At 70.3% G+C, this 17,983-nt stretch carries 17 protein-coding genes; 9 read left to right on the forward strand and 8 right to left on the reverse strand.

The genetic code is table 11. The annotated features are described in order from the left end of the window. The first annotated feature begins 174 nt into the window (after nucleotides 1-174). Nucleotides 175-1,152, forward strand: coding sequence for a Bug family tripartite tricarboxylate transporter substrate binding protein (locus AC1HFW_RS13540; RefSeq protein ID WP_479283831.1), 978 nt, complete (start codon nucleotides 175-177; stop codon nucleotides 1,150-1,152). Continuing rightward, nucleotides 1,149-2,066, forward strand: coding sequence for a BMP family ABC transporter substrate-binding protein (locus AC1HFW_RS13545; RefSeq protein WP_479283833.1), 918 nt, complete (start codon nucleotides 1,149-1,151; stop codon nucleotides 2,064-2,066). Before AC1HFW_RS13540 ends, AC1HFW_RS13545 begins: the two co-directional genes overlap by 4 nt. A gap of 50 nt (nucleotides 2,067-2,116) precedes the next feature. On the opposite strand, the gene AC1HFW_RS13550 is transcribed toward AC1HFW_RS13545, so the two are convergent. Beyond that, the gene (locus tag AC1HFW_RS13550) at nucleotides 2,117-2,626 is read right to left on the reverse strand and encodes a GNAT family N-acetyltransferase (protein ID WP_479283834.1); all 510 of its coding nucleotides are present in this window, start codon (nucleotides 2,624-2,626) and stop codon (nucleotides 2,117-2,119) included. Between the two features lie 171 nt (nucleotides 2,627-2,797). Here AC1HFW_RS13550 and AC1HFW_RS13555 point away from each other — a divergent pair, with 171 nt between their 5' ends. Continuing rightward, nucleotides 2,798-3,601, forward strand: coding sequence for an aspartate dehydrogenase (locus AC1HFW_RS13555; protein WP_006396149.1), 804 nt, complete (start codon nucleotides 2,798-2,800; stop codon nucleotides 3,599-3,601). Between the two features lie 45 nt (nucleotides 3,602-3,646). On the opposite strand, the gene AC1HFW_RS13560 is transcribed toward AC1HFW_RS13555, so the two are convergent. Both AC1HFW_RS13560 and AC1HFW_RS13565 read right to left on the reverse strand, forming a co-directional pair. Continuing rightward, nucleotides 3,647-5,479, reverse strand: a complete 1,833-nt coding sequence (locus tag AC1HFW_RS13560; RefSeq protein WP_479283836.1) for an ABC transporter ATP-binding protein/permease — start codon at nucleotides 5,477-5,479, stop codon at nucleotides 3,647-3,649. A gap of 119 nt (nucleotides 5,480-5,598) precedes the next feature. Then, nucleotides 5,599-6,486, reverse strand: coding sequence for a LysR family transcriptional regulator (locus AC1HFW_RS13565; RefSeq protein ID WP_035360614.1), 888 nt, complete (start codon nucleotides 6,484-6,486; stop codon nucleotides 5,599-5,601). A 120-nt stretch (nucleotides 6,487-6,606) separates the two neighbouring features. Between AC1HFW_RS13565 and AC1HFW_RS13570 the strand changes: the two genes are divergently transcribed. The 4 genes from AC1HFW_RS13570 (at nucleotide 6,607) to AC1HFW_RS13585 (ending at nucleotide 10,709) form a co-directional block, all read left to right on the forward strand. Further along, nucleotides 6,607-7,443 (forward strand): amidohydrolase family protein, encoded by an 837-nt coding sequence (locus AC1HFW_RS13570; RefSeq protein ID WP_479283838.1) that lies wholly within the window; start codon nucleotides 6,607-6,609, stop codon nucleotides 7,441-7,443. Beyond that, the gene (locus AC1HFW_RS13575) at nucleotides 7,440-8,429 is read left to right on the forward strand and encodes a tripartite tricarboxylate transporter substrate binding protein (protein ID WP_006396153.1); all 990 of its coding nucleotides are present in this window, start codon (nucleotides 7,440-7,442) and stop codon (nucleotides 8,427-8,429) included. The genes AC1HFW_RS13570 and AC1HFW_RS13575 overlap by 4 nt, the downstream gene beginning before the upstream one ends. Before the next feature lie 140 nt (nucleotides 8,430-8,569). Further along, a complete protein-coding gene (locus AC1HFW_RS13580) occupies nucleotides 8,570-10,276 on the forward strand; it encodes a sensor domain-containing protein (RefSeq protein ID WP_240320198.1) in 1,707 nt (568 codons plus the stop codon). A gap of 52 nt (nucleotides 10,277-10,328) precedes the next feature. Beyond that, the gene (locus tag AC1HFW_RS13585) at nucleotides 10,329-10,709 is read left to right on the forward strand and encodes an RNA-binding S4 domain-containing protein (protein ID WP_035360617.1); all 381 of its coding nucleotides are present in this window, start codon (nucleotides 10,329-10,331) and stop codon (nucleotides 10,707-10,709) included. A gap of 90 nt (nucleotides 10,710-10,799) precedes the next feature. Here the strand turns inward: AC1HFW_RS13585 and ppk2 are convergent, their stop codons facing one another. Beyond that, the gene (gene ppk2, locus AC1HFW_RS13590) at nucleotides 10,800-12,095 is read right to left on the reverse strand and encodes a polyphosphate kinase 2 (RefSeq protein ID WP_241073792.1); all 1,296 of its coding nucleotides are present in this window, start codon (nucleotides 12,093-12,095) and stop codon (nucleotides 10,800-10,802) included. 195 nt (nucleotides 12,096-12,290) lie between these two features. On the opposite strand from ppk2, the gene AC1HFW_RS13595 reads away from it, so the two are divergent. Both AC1HFW_RS13595 and AC1HFW_RS13600 read left to right on the forward strand, forming a co-directional pair. After that, nucleotides 12,291-12,734: a hypothetical protein gene (locus AC1HFW_RS13595; RefSeq protein WP_006396158.1), complete on the forward strand. Its 444-nt coding sequence runs from the start codon at nucleotides 12,291-12,293 to the stop codon at nucleotides 12,732-12,734. A 52-nt stretch (nucleotides 12,735-12,786) separates the two neighbouring features. After that, complete coding sequence (locus AC1HFW_RS13600) at nucleotides 12,787-13,857, forward strand: GAS domain-containing protein (protein ID WP_479283840.1); 1,071 nt, start codon at nucleotides 12,787-12,789, stop codon at nucleotides 13,855-13,857. Between the two features lie 50 nt (nucleotides 13,858-13,907). Here the strand turns inward: AC1HFW_RS13600 and AC1HFW_RS13605 are convergent, their stop codons facing one another. From AC1HFW_RS13605 to AC1HFW_RS13620, 4 genes are all read right to left on the reverse strand, one after another. After that, the gene (locus AC1HFW_RS13605; protein WP_006396160.1) at nucleotides 13,908-15,104 is read right to left on the reverse strand and encodes a trans-sulfuration enzyme family protein; all 1,197 of its coding nucleotides are present in this window, start codon (nucleotides 15,102-15,104) and stop codon (nucleotides 13,908-13,910) included. A gap of 46 nt (nucleotides 15,105-15,150) precedes the next feature. Further along, entirely contained in the window at nucleotides 15,151-15,807 is a 657-nt protein-coding gene (locus tag AC1HFW_RS13610) for a methionine ABC transporter permease (RefSeq protein ID WP_479283842.1), read from the reverse strand. Then, nucleotides 15,788-16,894 carry a methionine ABC transporter ATP-binding protein gene (locus AC1HFW_RS13615; protein WP_061074081.1) on the reverse strand — a complete coding sequence of 369 codons (1,107 nt, stop codon included), beginning with the start codon at nucleotides 16,892-16,894 and terminating at the stop codon, nucleotides 15,788-15,790. The genes AC1HFW_RS13610 and AC1HFW_RS13615 overlap by 20 nt, the downstream gene beginning before the upstream one ends. 91 nt (nucleotides 16,895-16,985) lie before the next feature. Beyond that, complete coding sequence (locus AC1HFW_RS13620; protein WP_006396163.1) at nucleotides 16,986-17,825, reverse strand: MetQ/NlpA family ABC transporter substrate-binding protein; 840 nt, start codon at nucleotides 17,823-17,825, stop codon at nucleotides 16,986-16,988. Between the last annotated feature and the right edge of the window lie 158 nt (nucleotides 17,826-17,983).

The raw sequence follows: 17,983 nt of genomic DNA on the forward strand, positions 1-17,983 counted from the left end.
GCCGGCGGCGCTACAGGCGGCGCCACAGGCGCCCCCCCAAGCGGCGCGCGTGCAATGCGCGCGCCGCGTCCGCCGCGATGTACGGCGGGCATAAGCAAACCGCCATAAAGTCTTTGTGGGACGCGGCGCGGTTTCCTACAGTACGGCCCTTTGCCGCCAAAGCGCCGACCCGCCATGCCGATCACCCGCCGCCGATTCCTGCTTGCCAGCACGCTGGCCCTGCCGCTTGCGCGGCCGCGCCGGGCGCGCGCCGCCGCCTGGCCCGAACGGCCCATCCGCTTGGTGGTGACCTTTCCGCCGGGCGGCGCCAGCGACATCGCCGCGCGCGTCATCGCGCCCGCGCTGGGCGACCTGCTGGGCCAGTCGATCGTCATCGACAACCGTCCCGGCGCCGGCTCCACCATCGGCGCGACGCAGGTGGCGCAGGCCCCGGCCGACGGCTACACCTTGCTGATGTCGAACTCGGCGCCGCTGTCGATCTCGCCCGCGCTGATGCCGCAACACCACTACGACCCGCTGGCCAGCTTCCGCCACGTGGCCTACCTGGGCGCGGTGCCCACCGCCTTCGTGGTGCATCCGTCGGTGCCGGTCGAGACCTTCGCGCAATTGACCGAGTGGATCAAGGCGCAGCCCGCGCCGGTGCAGTACGGCAGCGGCGGCCTCGCGTCGGTCGGCCAGATCGTCGGCGAACTGTACGCGCGCCAGACAGGCGCGCGGCTCGAACACATTCCGTACAAGGGCTCGGGCGCGATGCGCAACGACCTGCTCGGCGGCCAGATCCGCGTGGCGGTCGACGCCCTGCCGCAGAACCTGCCGTTCCTGCGCACCGGCCAATTGCGCCTGCTGGCGGTGACCACGCCGCAGCGCGTGCCGCAGGCGCCCGAGATTCCCGCGGTGGGCGAACTGGGCTACCCCGGCCTGGTGGCCGAGAATTTCGTCGGCCTGTCCGGCCCGGCGGGCCTGCCCGACGGCGTCAGCGAACGCCTGCACGCGGCGCTGGCGCAGGTGCTGCAAACGCCGGAGATCCGCGCCAAGCTGGAAGGCCAGGGCTTCGTGCTGGAGCAGAAGTCGTCCAGCGAATTCACCGATTTCGTGCGGCGCCAGGCCGAGGCCTGGGGGCCGGTGGTGCGCGCCACCGGAGCCAGCCTGTGAGCGCGCGCCGGTTGCTGGTGCTGTTCGGTCAACCCGGCCGCGGCGGCTTCAACGAGGCCGCGGTGGCCGGCGCGACGCGCGCCGCGCGCGCGGGCCAGCCATTGCAGGTGGAATGGATCACGGCCCACGACCCCGACGCGCGCGCCGAACGCCTCGCGGACCTGTGCGCCGCCGACCCGGACCTGGTCATCGTGCATGGCGGCCAGGGCGACGTGCCGGTGGCGCGGGTGGCGCCGCGCTTTGGGCGCACGCAGTTCGCCATCACCCAGGGCAGCCGTCACGCCGCCAACGTCGCATCCTATGAAATCCTGCAGGAGCACAGCGCTTTCCTGGCCGGCGTGCTGGCGGGCCTGCGCGACGGCGCCGCGCATCTGTCGGGCGAGCGCGTGCGGCCCGGGCTGAAGGGCCGCGCGGCGTATGCCGATGGCGTGCGCCGCGTGCGCGGACGCGATCCCTTGACCGGCTTTTGCGGCAACCAGCACGACCCGGCCCTGGCCGAGGCCTGGACCGACGCGCTGGCCGCCGACGGCGCCCGCGTGGTGTTCGCGATGATGGACGGCGGCCGCGACGGCATCAGCCGCGCCTGCCGCCGCCATGGCCTGTGGCAGATCGGCAATGTGCTGGACTGGGTGGCGCGCGATCCGGCCGTGTACCTGGCGTCGGCGCTGGCCGACTCGGGCCTGTGCGTGGAACGCGCCGCGGCCGATCACGCCGCCGGCGCGCTGCGGGTCGGCGCCGTCACGCATTTCGGCCTGGAAGCGGGCGATGCGCTGCGGCTGGTGCTGGGCGCGGACGTCGGCGCCGAGGAACGCCGCGTGCTGGATGAATGGTCCGCGCGGCTGGCGCGCGGCGAGATCGAAGTGGCGCGGGACTACAGCGGGCGCGAGTTCGCGCCGCGCGCCGCGATCGCCTGATACGCGCGGGCCGCGGGCGGATGCGGCCGCGCCGCAAGCGCAGCGCCGGTTCAGCCGCGCACCGGACCGGCGGCGGAGAAACCCGCGTGGTGCGTCACCTCGCCGGCCGCCGGCCGCGTGAACGCCTGCGCCATGAAGTACTGCGCCGGCACGCCGGCATAGGTCAACGCCGGCATCCGCGCGAAGCCGAAGCGCGTGTAGTACGCCGGCTCGCCCACCACCACGCAACCGGCGGCGCCTTGCGCCTTGAGCGCGGCCAGTCCAGCCTCGATCAGGGCCTTGCCGATGCCGCGGCCCTGCTCCGCCGGCAGCACCGCCACCGGCCCCAGCGCGTACCAGTCGGCCGCGCCATCGCTGACGCTCACCGGCGAGAACGCGATATGGCCCACGACGCGCCCGCCCTCGCGCGCCACCAGCGACAGCGTCAGCGCGCCGCCCGCGCGCAGGGCGTCGATGATGTAGCCCTCGGTCTGCTGGCTGTGGGGATGGTCCTGGAAGGCTTGCTGGGTCAACGCGAAGATGGCGTCGATATCCTCGGGGGTTTCGGCGGAAATTCGCATGGCCCTTCTCCTTGGCGATGAATGCATGGCGCAGACCGCGAGTGTAAGCCCCGCGATGATTGACGCCCGCCCGCCCCCTCGCTACAGTGACCGCCGACCCTGGCCGGCCACGCTGCCGCCGGCCGGCCTGCGAACCTGACGGCGCCTCGCGCCCCAACTCCGGAATCTTCCATGAACAGCTACCGCGTCGGCATCGCCGGCTTCGGCGCCATCGGCCAGGCCGTGGCGCAATCCCTGGATGCCGGCCTGCCCGGCCTGACGCTGGCCGCCGTGGCCGTGCGCGACCCCAAGGCCGCGCCCGCGGTGGCCTGGCAGAACGCCAAGCCGGTGTTCACCACCATTGGCGAGCTCGCCGAGCATTGCGACGTGGTGGTCGAGTGCGCCCCCGCCGCCGTGTTCCGCGAACTGGCCGAGCCGGTGCTCAAGGCCGGCAAGAAGCTGGTGGTGCTGAGCTCCGGCGCGCTGCTGCGCCACGACGACCTGATCGAGCTGGCGCGCCGCCACCAGGGCCAGATCCTGGTGCCGTCCGGCGCCATCCTGGGCCTGGACGCGATCACCGCCGCCGCCGAAGGCGAGATCCACTCCGTCACGATGATCACGCGCAAGCCGGTGCGCGGCCTGCTGGGCGCGCCCTACCTGACCGACAACAACATCGACATCGACGGCATCACCGAGCCGCGCCTGATCTTCCGCGGCTCGCCGCGCGAGGCGGCGGTGGGCTTCCCGGCCAACCTGAACGTGGCGGTGAGCGTGTCGCTGGCCGGCATCGGCCCGGACCGCACCACGCTGGAGATCTGGGCCGATCCCTCGCTGGAGCGCAACGTGCACCGCGTCGAGGTGGTGTCCGATTCGGCCTCGTTCTCGATGGAGATCCAGAACATCCCGTCGGCCAATCCCAAGACCGGCCGCATCACCGCGCAAAGCGTGATCGCGGCGCTGCGCAAGCTGACCGGCCCGCTGCGGGTCGGCACCTGACAGGCGCCGGGCACGGCGGGCGCCGCCCGTGCCCGTGTCAGCCCGCTAGGCCGCCGCCCACGTCAATACCGGACCGGGCGCCGCGGCCAGCGGCCCCATCGTCCAGCCGCCCATTCCATCCAGGTCCAGCCGATGGGTATGGAACGCATCCAGCGTGCTGCGGTGGCCGACGCTGACCAGCATGGCGCTCGGCAGGTGCTCGCGCAGCAAGCCGTACAGCATGTGCTCCAACCCTTCATCGGTGGCCGACGTGGCCTCGTCCAGGAACACGATGGCCGGCCGGTTGAACAGCACGCGGGCGAACGCCACCCGCTGCTGCTCGCCGATCGACAGGATGCGCGACCAGTCGGCCTCGTGATCCAGCCGCCCGGCCAGGTGCCCCAGGTTCACCAGCCGCAACGCCGTCGCCAGGCGCGCATCGTCGCCGGCGTGCGCCTGTCCCGGATAGGCCACGGCATCGCGCAGCTTGCCCAGCGGCAGATAGGGGCGTTGCGACAGGAACAGCGCCGCCGTGCCCTGCGGACGCCGCACCACGCCCCGGGCGTAGGGCCACAAGCCCGCAAGCGCGCGCAACAAGGTGGTCTTGCCGCTGCCGGACGGGCCCTTGATCAGCAGCGCCTGCCCCGGACGCAGCGACAGATCCAGCTGCCGCAGCAACGCGTGGCCATCGGGACGCGACACGTCCAGGCCCGATATCTCCAGCGCGTCGGGCAGCGGCTGCGCCTCGATCGCGGGCAGCTCGCGCGCCGCCGCGTTGGCGTCGAGAAAGCCGGCCAGGCGGTTGAGCGTGGCGCGGTACTGCGCGAATGAATCGTACGAGGTGCGGAAGAACGACAGCGAATCCTGCACCTGGCCGAACGCCTGCGAGGTCTGCATGACGTCGCCCAGCTTGATCGCGCCGCTGAAGAAGCGCTGCGCCTGCAGCAGGAACGGGAACACCACCGCGATCTGGCTCACCACCAGGTTGAAGCCGTCGAATTTCAGGCCCCGGTAGACCCGCGCCCACAGGTTGGCGATGTAGGCCGAGAAGCGCGTCCACAGCGTCACCCGCTCGACCTCCTCGCCCTGGTAGAAGGCCACGTTCTCGGCGTTTTCGCGCAGCCGCAGCAAGGCATAGCGGAAATTGGCGGTGAGCCGTTCGGACAGGAAGTTCAGCAGGATCAACGGCCGGCCGATGCGGAACGCGAACAGCGTGGCCACCATCACGTACAGGTACACCATGAACACCATGGCGCGCGGAATCTCGACGCCGGCCACCTCCAGCGCGCCCGACAGGTTCCACAGGATCGAGGTAAACGCCACCAGCGATACCACCGCGCTGAGCGCGCCGATCGCCAGCGAGCGCGAGCCGCTCACGAACAGGGCGATGTCCTGCTCGATGCGCTGGTCGGGGTTGTCCACCGGCTCGCCGACGAAGTGGCCGCGGTAGTAGGCGCGCGCGCCGAGCCAGTCGCGCGTCAGGCGGTCGTTGAGCCAGACCCGCCAGTGGATGTCGAAGGCCTGGCCGGCATAGCTGTCGATCAGGGTGCGGATTACGTGCACGGTGGCCAGCACCGAGAAGATGCCCAGGAAGCGCCAGAACGCGTTCGGGTCGAGCGCCTGCAGCGCGCTGTAGAAGCCGTTGTACCAGAACGAAAACAGCACGGTCATGCGGACCGCGAACATCGCCAGGAACAACAGCGCGGCCAGCGTCAGCAGCGGCCGCCAGCTGTGCCGCGGCGTCAGGTAGGGCCAGGCCAGGCGCCAGAACTTGCGCCCCCAATCGGTCCAGCGCGCCAGCACCATCGCCGCCAGCGCCAGCGCGACCGCGCTGATGGCGAACGCGCGCGCCAGCCAGAGCGCGCTTTCCCACAGCTGCTGCTGCCAGTTCAGATCCATGAACAGCCCCTCTCACGTCGTTCCTGTTTAGAGCGGCGGAGGCGTCGCGGTTCCGGGGAAAACGCCGTCTTAAGCGTGGCTTAAGTGTTCGTCGGCGCGATTGAATGCGCAGTGAAAGGTCAGTGCCCGCCCAGGTCCAGGTTGGCGAACAGGTCCGCCAGCGTCGGCACCGAGCGGGCCGGCCAGATCGCGCTCAGGTCGAAGCTGGGCAGGCGCTCGCCGTCGCGCACTTCGCAAAAGCGCACGCCGCGGAAATCCATCGAGCGGATCCAGCTGGGCAGCAGCGCCACGCCGCAGCCGCCGGCCACGCACGCCAGCACGGTCAGAGTGCGGTTGGCTTCCTGCGCCACGTGGGCGTCGTGGCCGCCCTTGCGCATGGCGTCGAGGATGTCGGCGTAGAACGCCGGCAGCTGCGATTGCGGATACATCACCAGGCCAGCCTGGGCGATCTGCGCCATCGAGACCTGGCCGTCGGGGTCGACGTCGAACTCGTCCGGCACCGCCGCCACCAGCCGGTCGCGCAGCAGCTGGCGTTCGCGCATGCGGCCGCCCACCGCCACCGGCGTGTGCATCAGGCCAATGTCGATCTCGCCGGTCTGCAGCGCCTCGGCCTGCTCGGCGTTGCTCATCTCGCGCAGGATCACGCGCACGCCGGGCGCCTGCCGCCGCATCTCGCGCAAGGCCCGTGGCAGCGTGTTGAACAGCGCCGACGACACCAGCCCCACCGTCAACTGGCCGGCGCTGCCGCGGCCGATCTCGCGGGCCCGGCGCGCGGCGGCGTCGATGCGCGCGACGCTGGCGCGCACGTCCTCCAGGATGGCCTCGGCCGCGGGGGTCGGCGTGGAGCCCTGGCGCGAGCGCTCGAACAGGCGTACGCCCAGGTCCTTTTCCATGCGGCCCAGGGCCTGGCTCAGCGCCGGCTGGGCGATGCCCAGCCATTCCGAGGCGCGGCTGACGCTGCCGTGGTCCACCACCGCCAGGAAGTAGCGCAAATGCCGGGTTTCCATATCAATCCAATATAAATAAAGCAATTTTCCAGAATGGAAAACTATACCTTGTCTACATAGAATCCCGCTTACAGAACCTTACAGAACGCGCGGGGCACGGACCCCGCCCAGGAGACTGCCTTGCCCCCCTCCGTCACCGGCCTCGCCGTCGACAGCCACGCCCACGTATTCCTGCAGGGCCTGGCGTTGGCGGACACGCGCCGCCACACCCCGGACTACGACGCCCCACTGACCCAATACCTGGGCCTGCTGGACGCGCACGGGCTGTCGCACGGCGTGCTGGTGCAGCCCAGCTTCCTGGGCACCGACAACAGCCACCTGGTACAGGCGCTGCGCGCCGCGCCGGCGCGGCTGCGCGGCGTGGCGGTGGTGGACACGGCAATCGACGACGCCGCGCTGCAGGCCCTGGCCGCCGCCGGCGTGGTCGGCATCCGGCTCAACCTGATCGGCCTGGCCCTGCCCGACCTGCGGACGCCGCCCTGGCAACAGTTGCTGGCGCGCGTCAACGCGCTGGGCTGGCACGTCGAGATCCACGTGCAGGCCGCGCGCCTGGCCGATATCATGCCGGCGCTGTTGCAGGCCGGCTGCCGCGTGGTGGTGGACCACTTCGGCCGTCCCGACCCGGCGCTCGGCGTGGCCGACCCTGGCTTTCACTACCTGCTGCGGCAGGCCGCCAGCGGCCAGGTCTGGGTCAAGCTGTCGGCCCCCTACCGCAACTGGACCGCGCCGGCCTGTACCGGCGCCGGCCGCGAGGCCGCGCGGCAACTGCTGGACGCCTACACGCCCGCCCGCCTCATGTGGGGCAGCGACTGGCCCCACACCGAGCATCGCCACCTGGCGTCCTACCCCGCGGCAACGCAGTGGCTGGACGACTGGATCGACGACCCCACGCAACGGCGCGCCGTACTCGCCGAGACACCGTTGCGGCTGTTCCAATTCCAAGGAGAATTCCGATGACCCCTCTGTTCAAACGCCTCGCGCGCCGCGCCAGCCTGCTGGCTGCCGCCGGTCTGCTGGCTGGCGCCGCCGGCACGGCTGCCGCCGCCTACCCCGAGCGCGCCATCACGCTGGTGGTGACCTACCCGCCCGGCGGCACGGTCGACGTGGTGGCCCGCCTGATCGGCCCCAAGCTGGCGGCTGAACTGGGCCAGCCGGTGGTCATCGAAAACCGCGGCGGCGCCGGCGGCATGATCGGCGGCGCCGTGGTCGCCAAGGCTCAGCCCGACGGCTACACGCTGATGCTGGACGCCTCCAACCACGCGCAGAACCCCGCGCTGCACTCCAAGATGCAGTTCGACACCCTGACCGCGTTCGCGCCGGTGTCGCTGCTGTTGCGCGTGCCCAACGTGCTGGTGGTGACGCCGTCGTACCAGGTCAAGACCGTGGCCGACCTGATCCGCCTGGGCCAGCCGGACAGCAAGGAACACGTCTACTTCGCCTCGGCCGGTCCCGGCTCGGCCCAGCACCTGGCCGGCGAACTGTTCAACCTGCTGGCCAAGACCCAGCTGCAGCACGTCGCCTACAAGGGCGGCGGCCCGGCCATGATCGACGTCATGTCCGGCCAGGTGCCGGTGATGTTCGCCAGCATGGGCTCGGCCTGGCAGCACGTGAAGAACGGCAAGCTGCGCGCGGTGGCCGTGGGCGGCTCGGAACGTTCCAAGGCGGCGCCGGACCTGCCCACCATCGCCGAATCCGGCGTGCCCGGCTACGAAACCTATGAGTGGAACGCGGTGTTCGCGCCGGCCGGCACGCCGCCGGAGATCGTCAACCAGGTGTCGCAGGCGCTGGCCAAAGTGCTGAAGGACCCGCAGATCGCCGAACAGCTCGCAGGCATCGGCGCCGAGCCCATCGGCTCCACGCCCGCCGACCTGGACACGTTCCGCCGCGCCGAGATCGCCAAGTGGCAGCGCGTGGTCAAGGAAGCCGACCTGAAACTGGATTGAGTACTGCCGGGCGCATGCCGCCCGTCAACCGGAATGCCGGTCTTGGGCGCCCTTCGGGGCGCCCTTTTTTTTGGTTTTACGGCGGCTCCCCGATGCGATACAACAGCACTTCAAGCGTGCTCAGGGAAATCCGCAGCGAGATGAACCACGACAGCAACGAGCCCTCCTCCTTCCCCCCACCCGCCGACGCCGGCATCGCGGCCGGCGCCGACGGCGCCACGCTCGACGGCCTGGCCGACGGCTTCCTGTCGCTCGATCGCGACTGGCGCGTGCGCTACCTGAACCCGGCCGCCGAACGCCTGCTGCGACGCAGCAGGCTGGACCTGGTGGGACACGGCCTGTGGGACAGCTGTCCGGACCTGGTCGGCACCGGCTACTACGACGCCTGTCGCGGCGCCATGCAGACCGGCCAGCCCACGCATCACACCGGCTACTACGCGCCGCTGGCCAGCTGGTTCGAGGCGCGCGCCTTTCCGCACGAGCGCGGCCTGGCCGTCCTGTTCCGCGATGTCTCGCGCGAACGCGAAGCGACCGCCCAGCTCAAGTACCAGGCCACCCACGACTACCTGACCGGCCTGCCGAACCGGCGCCAGTGCATGGACACGCTGTCCGCGGCCATCGCCGAGGCCGAGCCCGCGCTGGCCGCGCAGGGCCCCACCCTGGCGGTGCTGTTCCTGGACCTGGACCGCTTCAAGGAAGTCAACGACGCCTTCGGCCACGCCGAGGGCGACCTGCTGCTGTGCGACGTGGCCGAGCGGCTGCGCAAGTTCCTCACGCCCGAGATCTTCTGCGCCCGGGTCGGCGGCGACGAGTTCCTGCTGGTGCTGCGCGGCACCAACGAGCGCGCGGCCGAGGCCCTGGCCAATTCGATCCTGAACGCCCTGTCGACGCCCAGCGACATCCACGGCCGCTCGGTCTCGCTGGGCGCCAGCATCGGCATCGCGCTGATGAACTCGCCCGGCGAATCGGCCGAGATGCTGCTGAACTACGCCGACGCGGCGATGTACGCGGCCAAATCGGCCGGCCGCTTCCAGGTGCGGGTCTATCACCGCGAACTGATGCAGGGACTGGGCGCGCGCCTGTCGCTGCGCGGCGACATCCAGGGCGCGCTGGCCAACAACCAGTTCGAACTGCACTTCCAGCCGCAGATCAGCATGCACGACGGCTCGCTGTGCGGCGCCGAGGCGCTGCTGCGCTGGCGCCACCCCACCCGCGGCCTGCTGGGGCCGGCCGCGTTCCTGGACGTGATCCTGGATTCGCCGATGGAGTCGGCGCTGACCGAATGGGTGGCCAACGCCACCTGCCTGCACATCAGCGAATGGCTGGCCGAGAGCCTGCCGGTGCCGCGCATCTCGTTCAACCTGTCGGCGCGCCAGCTGGTGGCGCCCGACCTGGCCAACACCATCGTGCGCCTGGCGCAGGTGCACGGCGTGCCGCCGACGCTGCTGGACGTGGAGGTCACCGAAAACTCGCTGATGAGCGACGTCGAGAAGGCCTCCGGCATCCTCGCGGCGCTGCGCGAGGCCGGCATCTCGGCGTCGCTGGATGACTTCGGCTCGGGCTATTCGAGCCTGGCCTACCTGGTGCGGCTGCCGATCGACACGCTCAAGATCGACCAGTCGTTCGTCTGGGCGCTGGGCAAGGTGCCGACCGCCACCGCCGTGATCCGCGGCGTGGTGCGGCTGGCGCATTCGCTGGGCATGCGCACGCTGGCCGAGGGCGTCGAGACCGAGGCGCAGCGCCAGATGCTGATCGAGGAAGGCTGCGACGCGATGCAGGGCTTCCTGTTCAGCCGCGCGCTGCCCGCCAGCGCCTTCGCCGCGCTGCTGCGCGAAGTGCCGCGCTGACGCGAACCGCTATCATGTCCGACTGATGACCCGATTGACGGCGGCAATGACGATGGACAGGATACGGCTCGACAAATGGCTCTGGGCGGCGCGCTTCTACAAGACGCGCAGCCTGGCGGTGGACGAAATCGGCAAGGGCCGCGTGCAGGTCAACGGCCAGCCCGCCAAGCCGGCGCGCGAGGTCGGCGCCGGCGACGTCGTCAGCATCCGCAAGGAAGACCCGGCCACGCACGTGCGCGTGGTGGCGGTCAGCGGCGTGCGCGGCCCGGCGCCGGTGGCGCGCCAGCTGTACGAGGAAACCCCGGAAAGCGCCGCGGCGCGCGAACGCGCCGCCGAAATGCGGCGCCTGGCGCCCGAGCCGGCGCTGGACATCGCGGCCGGCCGGCCGACCAAGCGCGACCGGCGGCTGATCGATCAGATGCGGGGCAAGTAGGCGACGGGATTCCCGCGGCCCGCCGGCGGCGCCCGGCTTGGGCGGTGGGGCGCTAGCCGAAGGCTCGAAGGCAGATTATGCGGAGCCTACTCACAGCGCCCGCCCCACGATCAACGGATCCAGCGCCAGCTCCGGCACGCCGCTCTTGCCTTCGTACGGCAGGCGGCTGAGCACGTAGCGCATGGCGTTCAGGCGGGCGCGTTTCTTGCAGTCGGACTTCACCACGATCCAGGGCGCGTCGGCCGTGTCGGTGTGCGCGAACATCGCTTCCTTGGCGCGGGTGTAGTCGTCCCATTTGTCGAGCGAGGCCAGGTCCACCGGGCTCAGTTTCCATTGCTTGAGCGGATGCACCTTGCGTTGCAGGAAACGGCGGCGCTGCTCTTCCTGGCTGACCGAGAACCAGAACTTGACCAGGTGGATGCCGCTGGTGACCAGGTGGCGCTCGAAGTCGGGCACCTGGCGCAGGAACTGCAGATATTCGTCTTGCGAGCAGAATCCCATCACGCGCTCGACGCCGGCCCGGTTGTACCAGGAGCGGTCGAACATCACGATCTCGCCGGCGGTGGGCAGGTGCTGCACGTAGCGCTGGAAATACCATTGGCCGCGCTCGGTGTCGGACGGCTTTTCCAGCGCCACCACGCGCGCGCCGCGCGGGTTCAGGTGTTCCATCATGCGCTTGATGGTGCCGCCCTTGCCCGCCGCGTCGCGGCCTTCGAACAGGATCACCACGCGCTGGCCGGTGGCCTTGACCCAGGCCTGCAGCTTGAGCAGCTCGACCTGCAACGCGTACTTCTGCTTTTCGTAATTGCGCCGCAGCATGCGGTGGCGGTAGGGATAGATGCCTTCGCGCCAGTCGGTCGCCAGTTCCTCGTCGGGGTTGCGGCGCACGGCCGGCGCCTGCGCGTTGGCTTCGAGCAGCGCGCGATGCACCGCCACCGCGTCGTCGGGCGACAGTTCCTCGATCACCGAGCGCAACGCCGCATGGGCCTCGCCCGATTCGCCGATCTGGTAGCGGCGGGCGATGTCGGCCAGCACCGCCGAGGTTTCCTGGCGCGCGGCGACTTCGCGCGCATTGACGCGCTTGCGCGCCTGGATCGCCGGGTCGATGGCCGGCAGGCCAGCCGGCGTCGCCAGCGCGGATGCCGGCGGCTGGACAGGCTGGGCGGATTTGGTGGATTTGGCCGGCTGGGCGGCGCGGGCGGCGCGCGCGGATTTGGGCGCCGCCGCGCCACCGGCGGACCGCGTTGCGGCCGGCGCGTGCTTGGCGGCCGGGGCGGATCGCGCGGATTTGCGCGGCGCGGCGGTGCGCTTGGCGGCGCGCGGGGACACGGCGTCGTCCTTGTTCTCGCCGGGCGATACGGAAGCTTGCGGGGTCTTGTCTGTCATCGTTGCAATCCTTGCTGCGCGTGAAGTCCGAGCCGCGGCGGCCGGCCAGTCGCCGGCGACCCGTCAGGAAAAAACATCTACCCTAACTGGCGTGCCGGGGCCGGGCGTTGACGTGGATCAATGCTTGTAACATTGCCGCAGTATTGCGCGCCGGTACACTGCCCGCTGTCCTCTTTCGACTGCCCCCTTGCCGCCATGTGGTCCCTGCTCAAACGGCTGTTCGTCGGTCCGCCCGCGCCGCCCGATCCCTACGCCGAAACCATCCGCTTCGACGACAGCGGCTTCACCCGCGCCATGGGCCCGGAAGACGCCGGCGGCCGGCGCCAGTTCTGGCCGTGGGAGGCCATCGAGGAGTTCGGCTTCCACTTCACCCAGGCGCTGTTTCCCGACCCGTGGGTCGGCGACTACATGGAAGGCCTGTGGTACGTGCGGGTCCGCGACGAAGGCTCGCTGATGGCGGTCGCGTTCGGCCAGGAACATCTCGACCTCGCGGCCCTGCCCCCGGCCCTGTTGCGCCACATGCCGGGCCTGGACCTGCAGCCCTTGCGCGACGGGCTGGCCGTGGCCAAGCGCGGCCTGCATCACTTCGAGGGCGAAGGCATCTGGGTGGCCTGGCGGCGCGATCCACATTGCGCCTGAAAAGCCCCCACGGTAACATCTGCGTCTAAATATTTCGTGGCTGCCGCCCGCCGTGCACACGCGTAGAGAACCCACCCTGAGCCCGGACGACGCCGACGCGCCGCGGCCGCCCCCGACGTCGGCCGCGCCCGGCCTGCCGCGGCCAAGCAGCGCCCTGCGGACGTGGACCTGGCTGCTGTACATCGGGTTGTGGGTGCTGGTGGTGATCTTCAAGCCCGACGGCGCGTCCAGCGCCCCCACCACGGCCGAATCGATGGGCTACCGCTTCGGCAGCGCGGTCGGCAGCGCCATCTCGCTGCTGCTGCCCGCCGCCGTCGTGATCCTGGTCATGTCGCTGTTCAAGCGCTTTCGCACGCCGCTGCACCGCATGCGCGCGGCCTTCGCCACCGGCCTGCTGCTGGCGGTCGCGGCCGCCGCCCTGGCCGGCTTCTCGGCCTACCGCGAGACGCAGAAGGCCACCGCGCTGGCCGAGATCCGCCGCACCGGCGGATGGATGCGCGCCGCGCTCAACGCTCCCGACCATCCGCCCGGCGACGTGCCGGACATCGACGCCACGCCCAAGGCGCGAGGCGTCTACGGCGAGATCGAGCGCGGCGTGAAGCTCATCCTCGGGCAACGCGTGGCGCAGTACCGCGCCTACATGAAGGAACTGGACGAAGTGCGGCTGTCCGACCTCTTCATTCCCAACCGGCTGGCGCGCGACCGCGGCATGGTGGAAAGCCGGCTGATCCTGGAGCAGTCGCAACGCGTGGTGCGCAAGTACAGCCAGCAGAACCAGCGGCTGCTGGCCGACGTGCCCATCACCATCCGCTCGCTCGACCTGAGCGATCAGCAGAAGGACCGCATGGTCGAAGGCGCGATCAAGGCGCGCCCGCAGCAGAAGGCGACGCTGGCCCGCAACTGGGACCTGGAGCGCCAGACCCTGGACGAGTTCGAGAAGATGATCAACCTGCTCGACGACAACCGCCGCTCGTGGCGCGTGGAGCACAACGAGATCGTGTTCGACCGCGACAGCCTGCTGAACCGCTTCCGCGCGCACCAGCTGGCGGTGCGCCAGCTGACCGGGGAACGCGCGCGGCTGGAGTCGCAGCAGTTCGACAGTCTGACCTCGGTGCTGCGCTGACGCGACCCGTCGGCGCCCGGACGCGAAGGCGAGCCGGGCGCGATCACGCGTCAGTTCCCTGCCTGATCCAGCCCCTGCTTGAGATCGGCCAGGATGTCGGCGGCGGTTTCCAGCCCGACCGACAAGCGCAGCAGCCCTTCCGACAGGCCGTATTTCTCGCGGTCTTCGGCGGTATAGCTGGCGTGCGTCATGGTGGCCGGATGCTGGATCAGCGTTTCCGGATCGCCCAGGCTGACGGCGATGCGCGCCAGCTTCAGGCTGTTCAGCAACCGCCGGCCCGCGGCCAGCCCGCCCTTCAGTTCGAACGCCACCAGCCCGCCGCCGGCCGCCTGCTGGCGCTGCGCGATCTCGGCGCCGGCGGTGCCCGCCAGGCCTGGGTAGAACACGTCGGCCACCGCGGCGTGCTCGCGCAGGAACTTCGCCACCTTCAGCGCCGATTCGCTGTGGCGCTCGACCCGCAGCTCCAGCGTCTTCAGGCCGCGCAGCACCAGGAAGGCGGTGAACGGCGACAGCGTCGCGCCGGTGAAGTAGCGCAGGCCCTGCAGGCGGATCGCATCGATGTGCTGCTTGCGGCCGACCACCGCGCCGGCCAGCAGGTCGCCGTGGCCGCCCAGGTACTTGGTGGCCGAATGCAGCACGATGTCGGCGCCGTGCTGCAGCGGACGTTGCAGCACCGGCGTGGCGAAGGTGTTGTCGACGATGGTCAAGAGGCCCTTGCCGCGCGCGATGGCCGAGATCGCGGCGATGTCGACCAGCCGCAGGTTGGGGTTGGCCGGCGTCTCGAAGTAGACGGCGCGGGTCTTGGGGCCGATGGCGGCGGCCACCGTCTCCGGCCGCGTGAAATCGGCGAACACGGCATTGATGCCCAGGCGCGGCAGGCCCTGCGCGAACAGCGTGAAGGCGGTGCCGTAGACGATCTGGTCGACCACGATCTCGTCGCCGCTTTGCAGCAGCGACAGCAGCGTGGCCGAGATCGCCGCCATGCCGGAGGCCGTGACCACGCCGGCCTCGGCGCCTTCGAGCGAGGCCAGCCGTTCTTCCAGCAGCGCCTGGGTCGGGTTGCGGGTACGGCCGTAGACATAGCCTGACTGCTCGCCCAGGCGGATGCGGTCGAAGGCCTCGATGCTGTCTTGGGTGTAGGTGGACGTCAGGTAGAGCGGCGGCGACAGCGCGCCCTGCTCGTCCAGCGGGTCGTAGCCCAGGTGGATGGCGCGGGTGGCAAAGCCGTGGTGTTGCGAGTCGGACATGGGAAATCTCCAGGAATCGGTTCGGGCGGGCGGACAGCGCCCGCCGTCAGCGCTTGTGGTCGGCGCGGCGCGAGAGCCATTCGCCGGTGAATTGCACGATCGAGACCAGCGCGATCAGGATCACGATCACTTCGAACATCACGCGGGTTTCATAGCGTTCGTAGCCGTAGCGGATGGCCAGGTCGCCCAGGCCGCCGGCCCCCACGGCGCCAGCCATGGCCGAGGCGTTGATCATGGCGATGACACTGACGGTCATGCCGCCGATGATGCCCGGCAGGGCCTCGGGCAGCAGCACGTGGCGCACGATGTGCCAGCGGCGGCAGCCCATGGCGCGGGCGGCTTCCACCAGGCCATGGTCGACGTCGTTCAGGCTGACCTGGGCGATGCGCGCGAAGAACGGCACCAGGTTGGCCGACAGCGGCACGATCGCGGCCCAGGTGCCGAGCGTGGTGCCGACCAGCATGCGCGTGAACGGCAGCATCGCCACCAGCAGGATGATGAAGGGGATGGCGCGGAACGTGTTCACCGTGATCGACAGCGCCTTGTTCAGGCGCGGCCGCGGATACAGGTTGCCCGGCGCGGTCACGGTCAGCACCACCGCCAGCGCCAGGCCGGCGACGATCGCGATGACCGTGGACACGCTCACCATGGCCAGCGTCTGCAGGAACGCCTGCAGGTATTTATCAAGCATCGGCAGCGACATAACCCAGCACCTTTATCTGATCGGCCACCAGCGCGGCGCGCGCGGCCTCTTCCTGTAGAACGGCGGCCGGCACCGACACCAGCAGACTGCCCTGGGCATGACCGCGCAGGCGGTCCAGCCCGCCATGCAGCAGCGTCGCGCCCGGCCCCAGCGCGGCCAGCGCCTGCAGCGACACCCCTTGCGGCCGGCCCTGGCCGGTGAAGCGCAGCCGCAGCACCGCCACGCCCGGGCGGCCCGCCAGGTCCGGCACCAGCCGTGCCGCCAGGTCGGCCGGCAGGTCGTGCTGCAACGGCCGCAGCAAGGCCTGGGTGGCGTCGGCCTGCGGATTGCCGAAGACGCGCCAGACTTCGCCATGCTCGACATTGCGCCCGCCATCCAGCACCAGCACCCGGTGGCAGACCTCGCGGATCACCGCCATGTCGTGCGTGATCAGCACCACGGTCAGGCCCAGCTTGCGGTTGATGTCGCGCAGCAGCGCCAGGATCGACTGCGTGGTTTCCGGGTCGAGCGCGGAAGTGGCTTCGTCGCACAGCAGGATTTCCGGGTCATGCACCAGCGCGCGGGCGATGCCGACGCGCTGCTTCTGGCCGCCGGACAGCTTGGACGGATAGGTGTCGGCCTTGTCGCGCAGCCCGACCAGGTCCAGCAGCGCCTCGACCTTGGCGCGCGCCTCGGCCGGCTTGACGCCCGCGACGCGCAGCGGCAAGGCCACGTTCTGCGCCACCGTCTTGGCCGACAGCAGGTTGAAGTGCTGGAAAATCATGCCGATGCGGCGCCGCAGGCCGACCAGCGCGTCCTCGTCCAGGCTGCCGACGTCCACGCCGTCCACCCGCACGTGGCCGGCGCTGGGCCGCTCCAGCATGTTGATCGAGCGCAGCAGGGTCGACTTGCCGGCGCCGCTGCGGCCGATGATGCCGAACACCTCGCCGCGCCCGATGGAAAAAGAGATATCGGCCAGCGCCGTTACCGTGCCCTGCGGGCCCTGGTAGCGTTTCTGCAGTCCGTCGAAAACGATGTGGGCGTCCGGCGCCGCGTCGGCGGCGGGCCGCAGGGCCGGATCCGCCAGGGGGATTTCGTGTTGCATCATGCTGTGTTCCCGAGCCGCCCGCGCGGCGGCGCCTGCCGCCCCGCGAGCGAGGATGGAGGCGGCGCCGGCCGGCGACGCCGTGCCTTCCGGCTCAGAAGACCGGGATGACCGAGCCTTCGTACTTGCTCAGGATGAACTGGCGCACTTCCTCGGAGTGGTAGGCCTTGACCAGTTCGGGCACCCAGGGCGCGTTCTTGTCTTTCTCGCGCACGGCGATGATGTTGACGTACGGGTTGTTCTCTTTCTTCTCGACCGCGATGCCGTCGCGCGTGGCGATCAGCCCGGCCTGGTAGGCGAAGCTGTTGACGATGGCGGCGGTGTCGACGTCGGGCAGCGAACGCGCCAGCACCACCGAGGCGCTTTCGACGAAGTCGAGCTTGCGCGGGTTGGAGGTCACGTCGGCCAGCGTGGCGGTGCCCGTGGCCGGGTCGAAGCCGTCCTTGAGCGTGATCAGGCCCTGGTCGCGCAGGATCACCAGCGCGCGGGTCTGGTTGCTGGGGTCGTTGGGGATGCCGACCTTGGCGCCCTCGGGCAGGGCCTGCAGCGACTTGTACTTCTTCGAATAGAAGGCAATCGGCGAGATCAGGGTATTGGCGACCGACACCAGCTTGTAGCCGCGCTGCTTGATCTGGTCGTTCAGGAACGGGATGTGCTGGAACGCGTTGGCGTCCAGGTCGCCGTTGTTGAGCGCCTCGTTGGGACTGGCGGTGCCGGTGATGATCACCGGCTCGACGGCCAGGCCGTTCTTCTTGGCGACCTGCGCCACCACCTCCCAGATCTGTTCATCGACGCCGCCACGCACGCCGACCTTGAGCGGTTTGGGATCGGCGGAGAAAGCCGGCCCGTGGAACATGGCGGCGGCGGCCAGCACGGCGCCCAGCAGGGCCTTGGCCAACGTGCCCGCGCGGGCGGTGTAAGTACGGGGAGTCATATGGAAATCGCCTCTCAGTCGATACGGTTATGAGCAGACGATTCTAGGGATGGCCCCTGCGCGCGCGAACGAATAGTTGGTTGAGTCGTTATTACAGGGGTGTTTGGATATGGCGTCGGCGCATAAGTGGCGGCGCCCCATGGTCACGCCGCGCCATA

This window comes from Achromobacter sp. ISS7 (assembly GCF_056523125.1).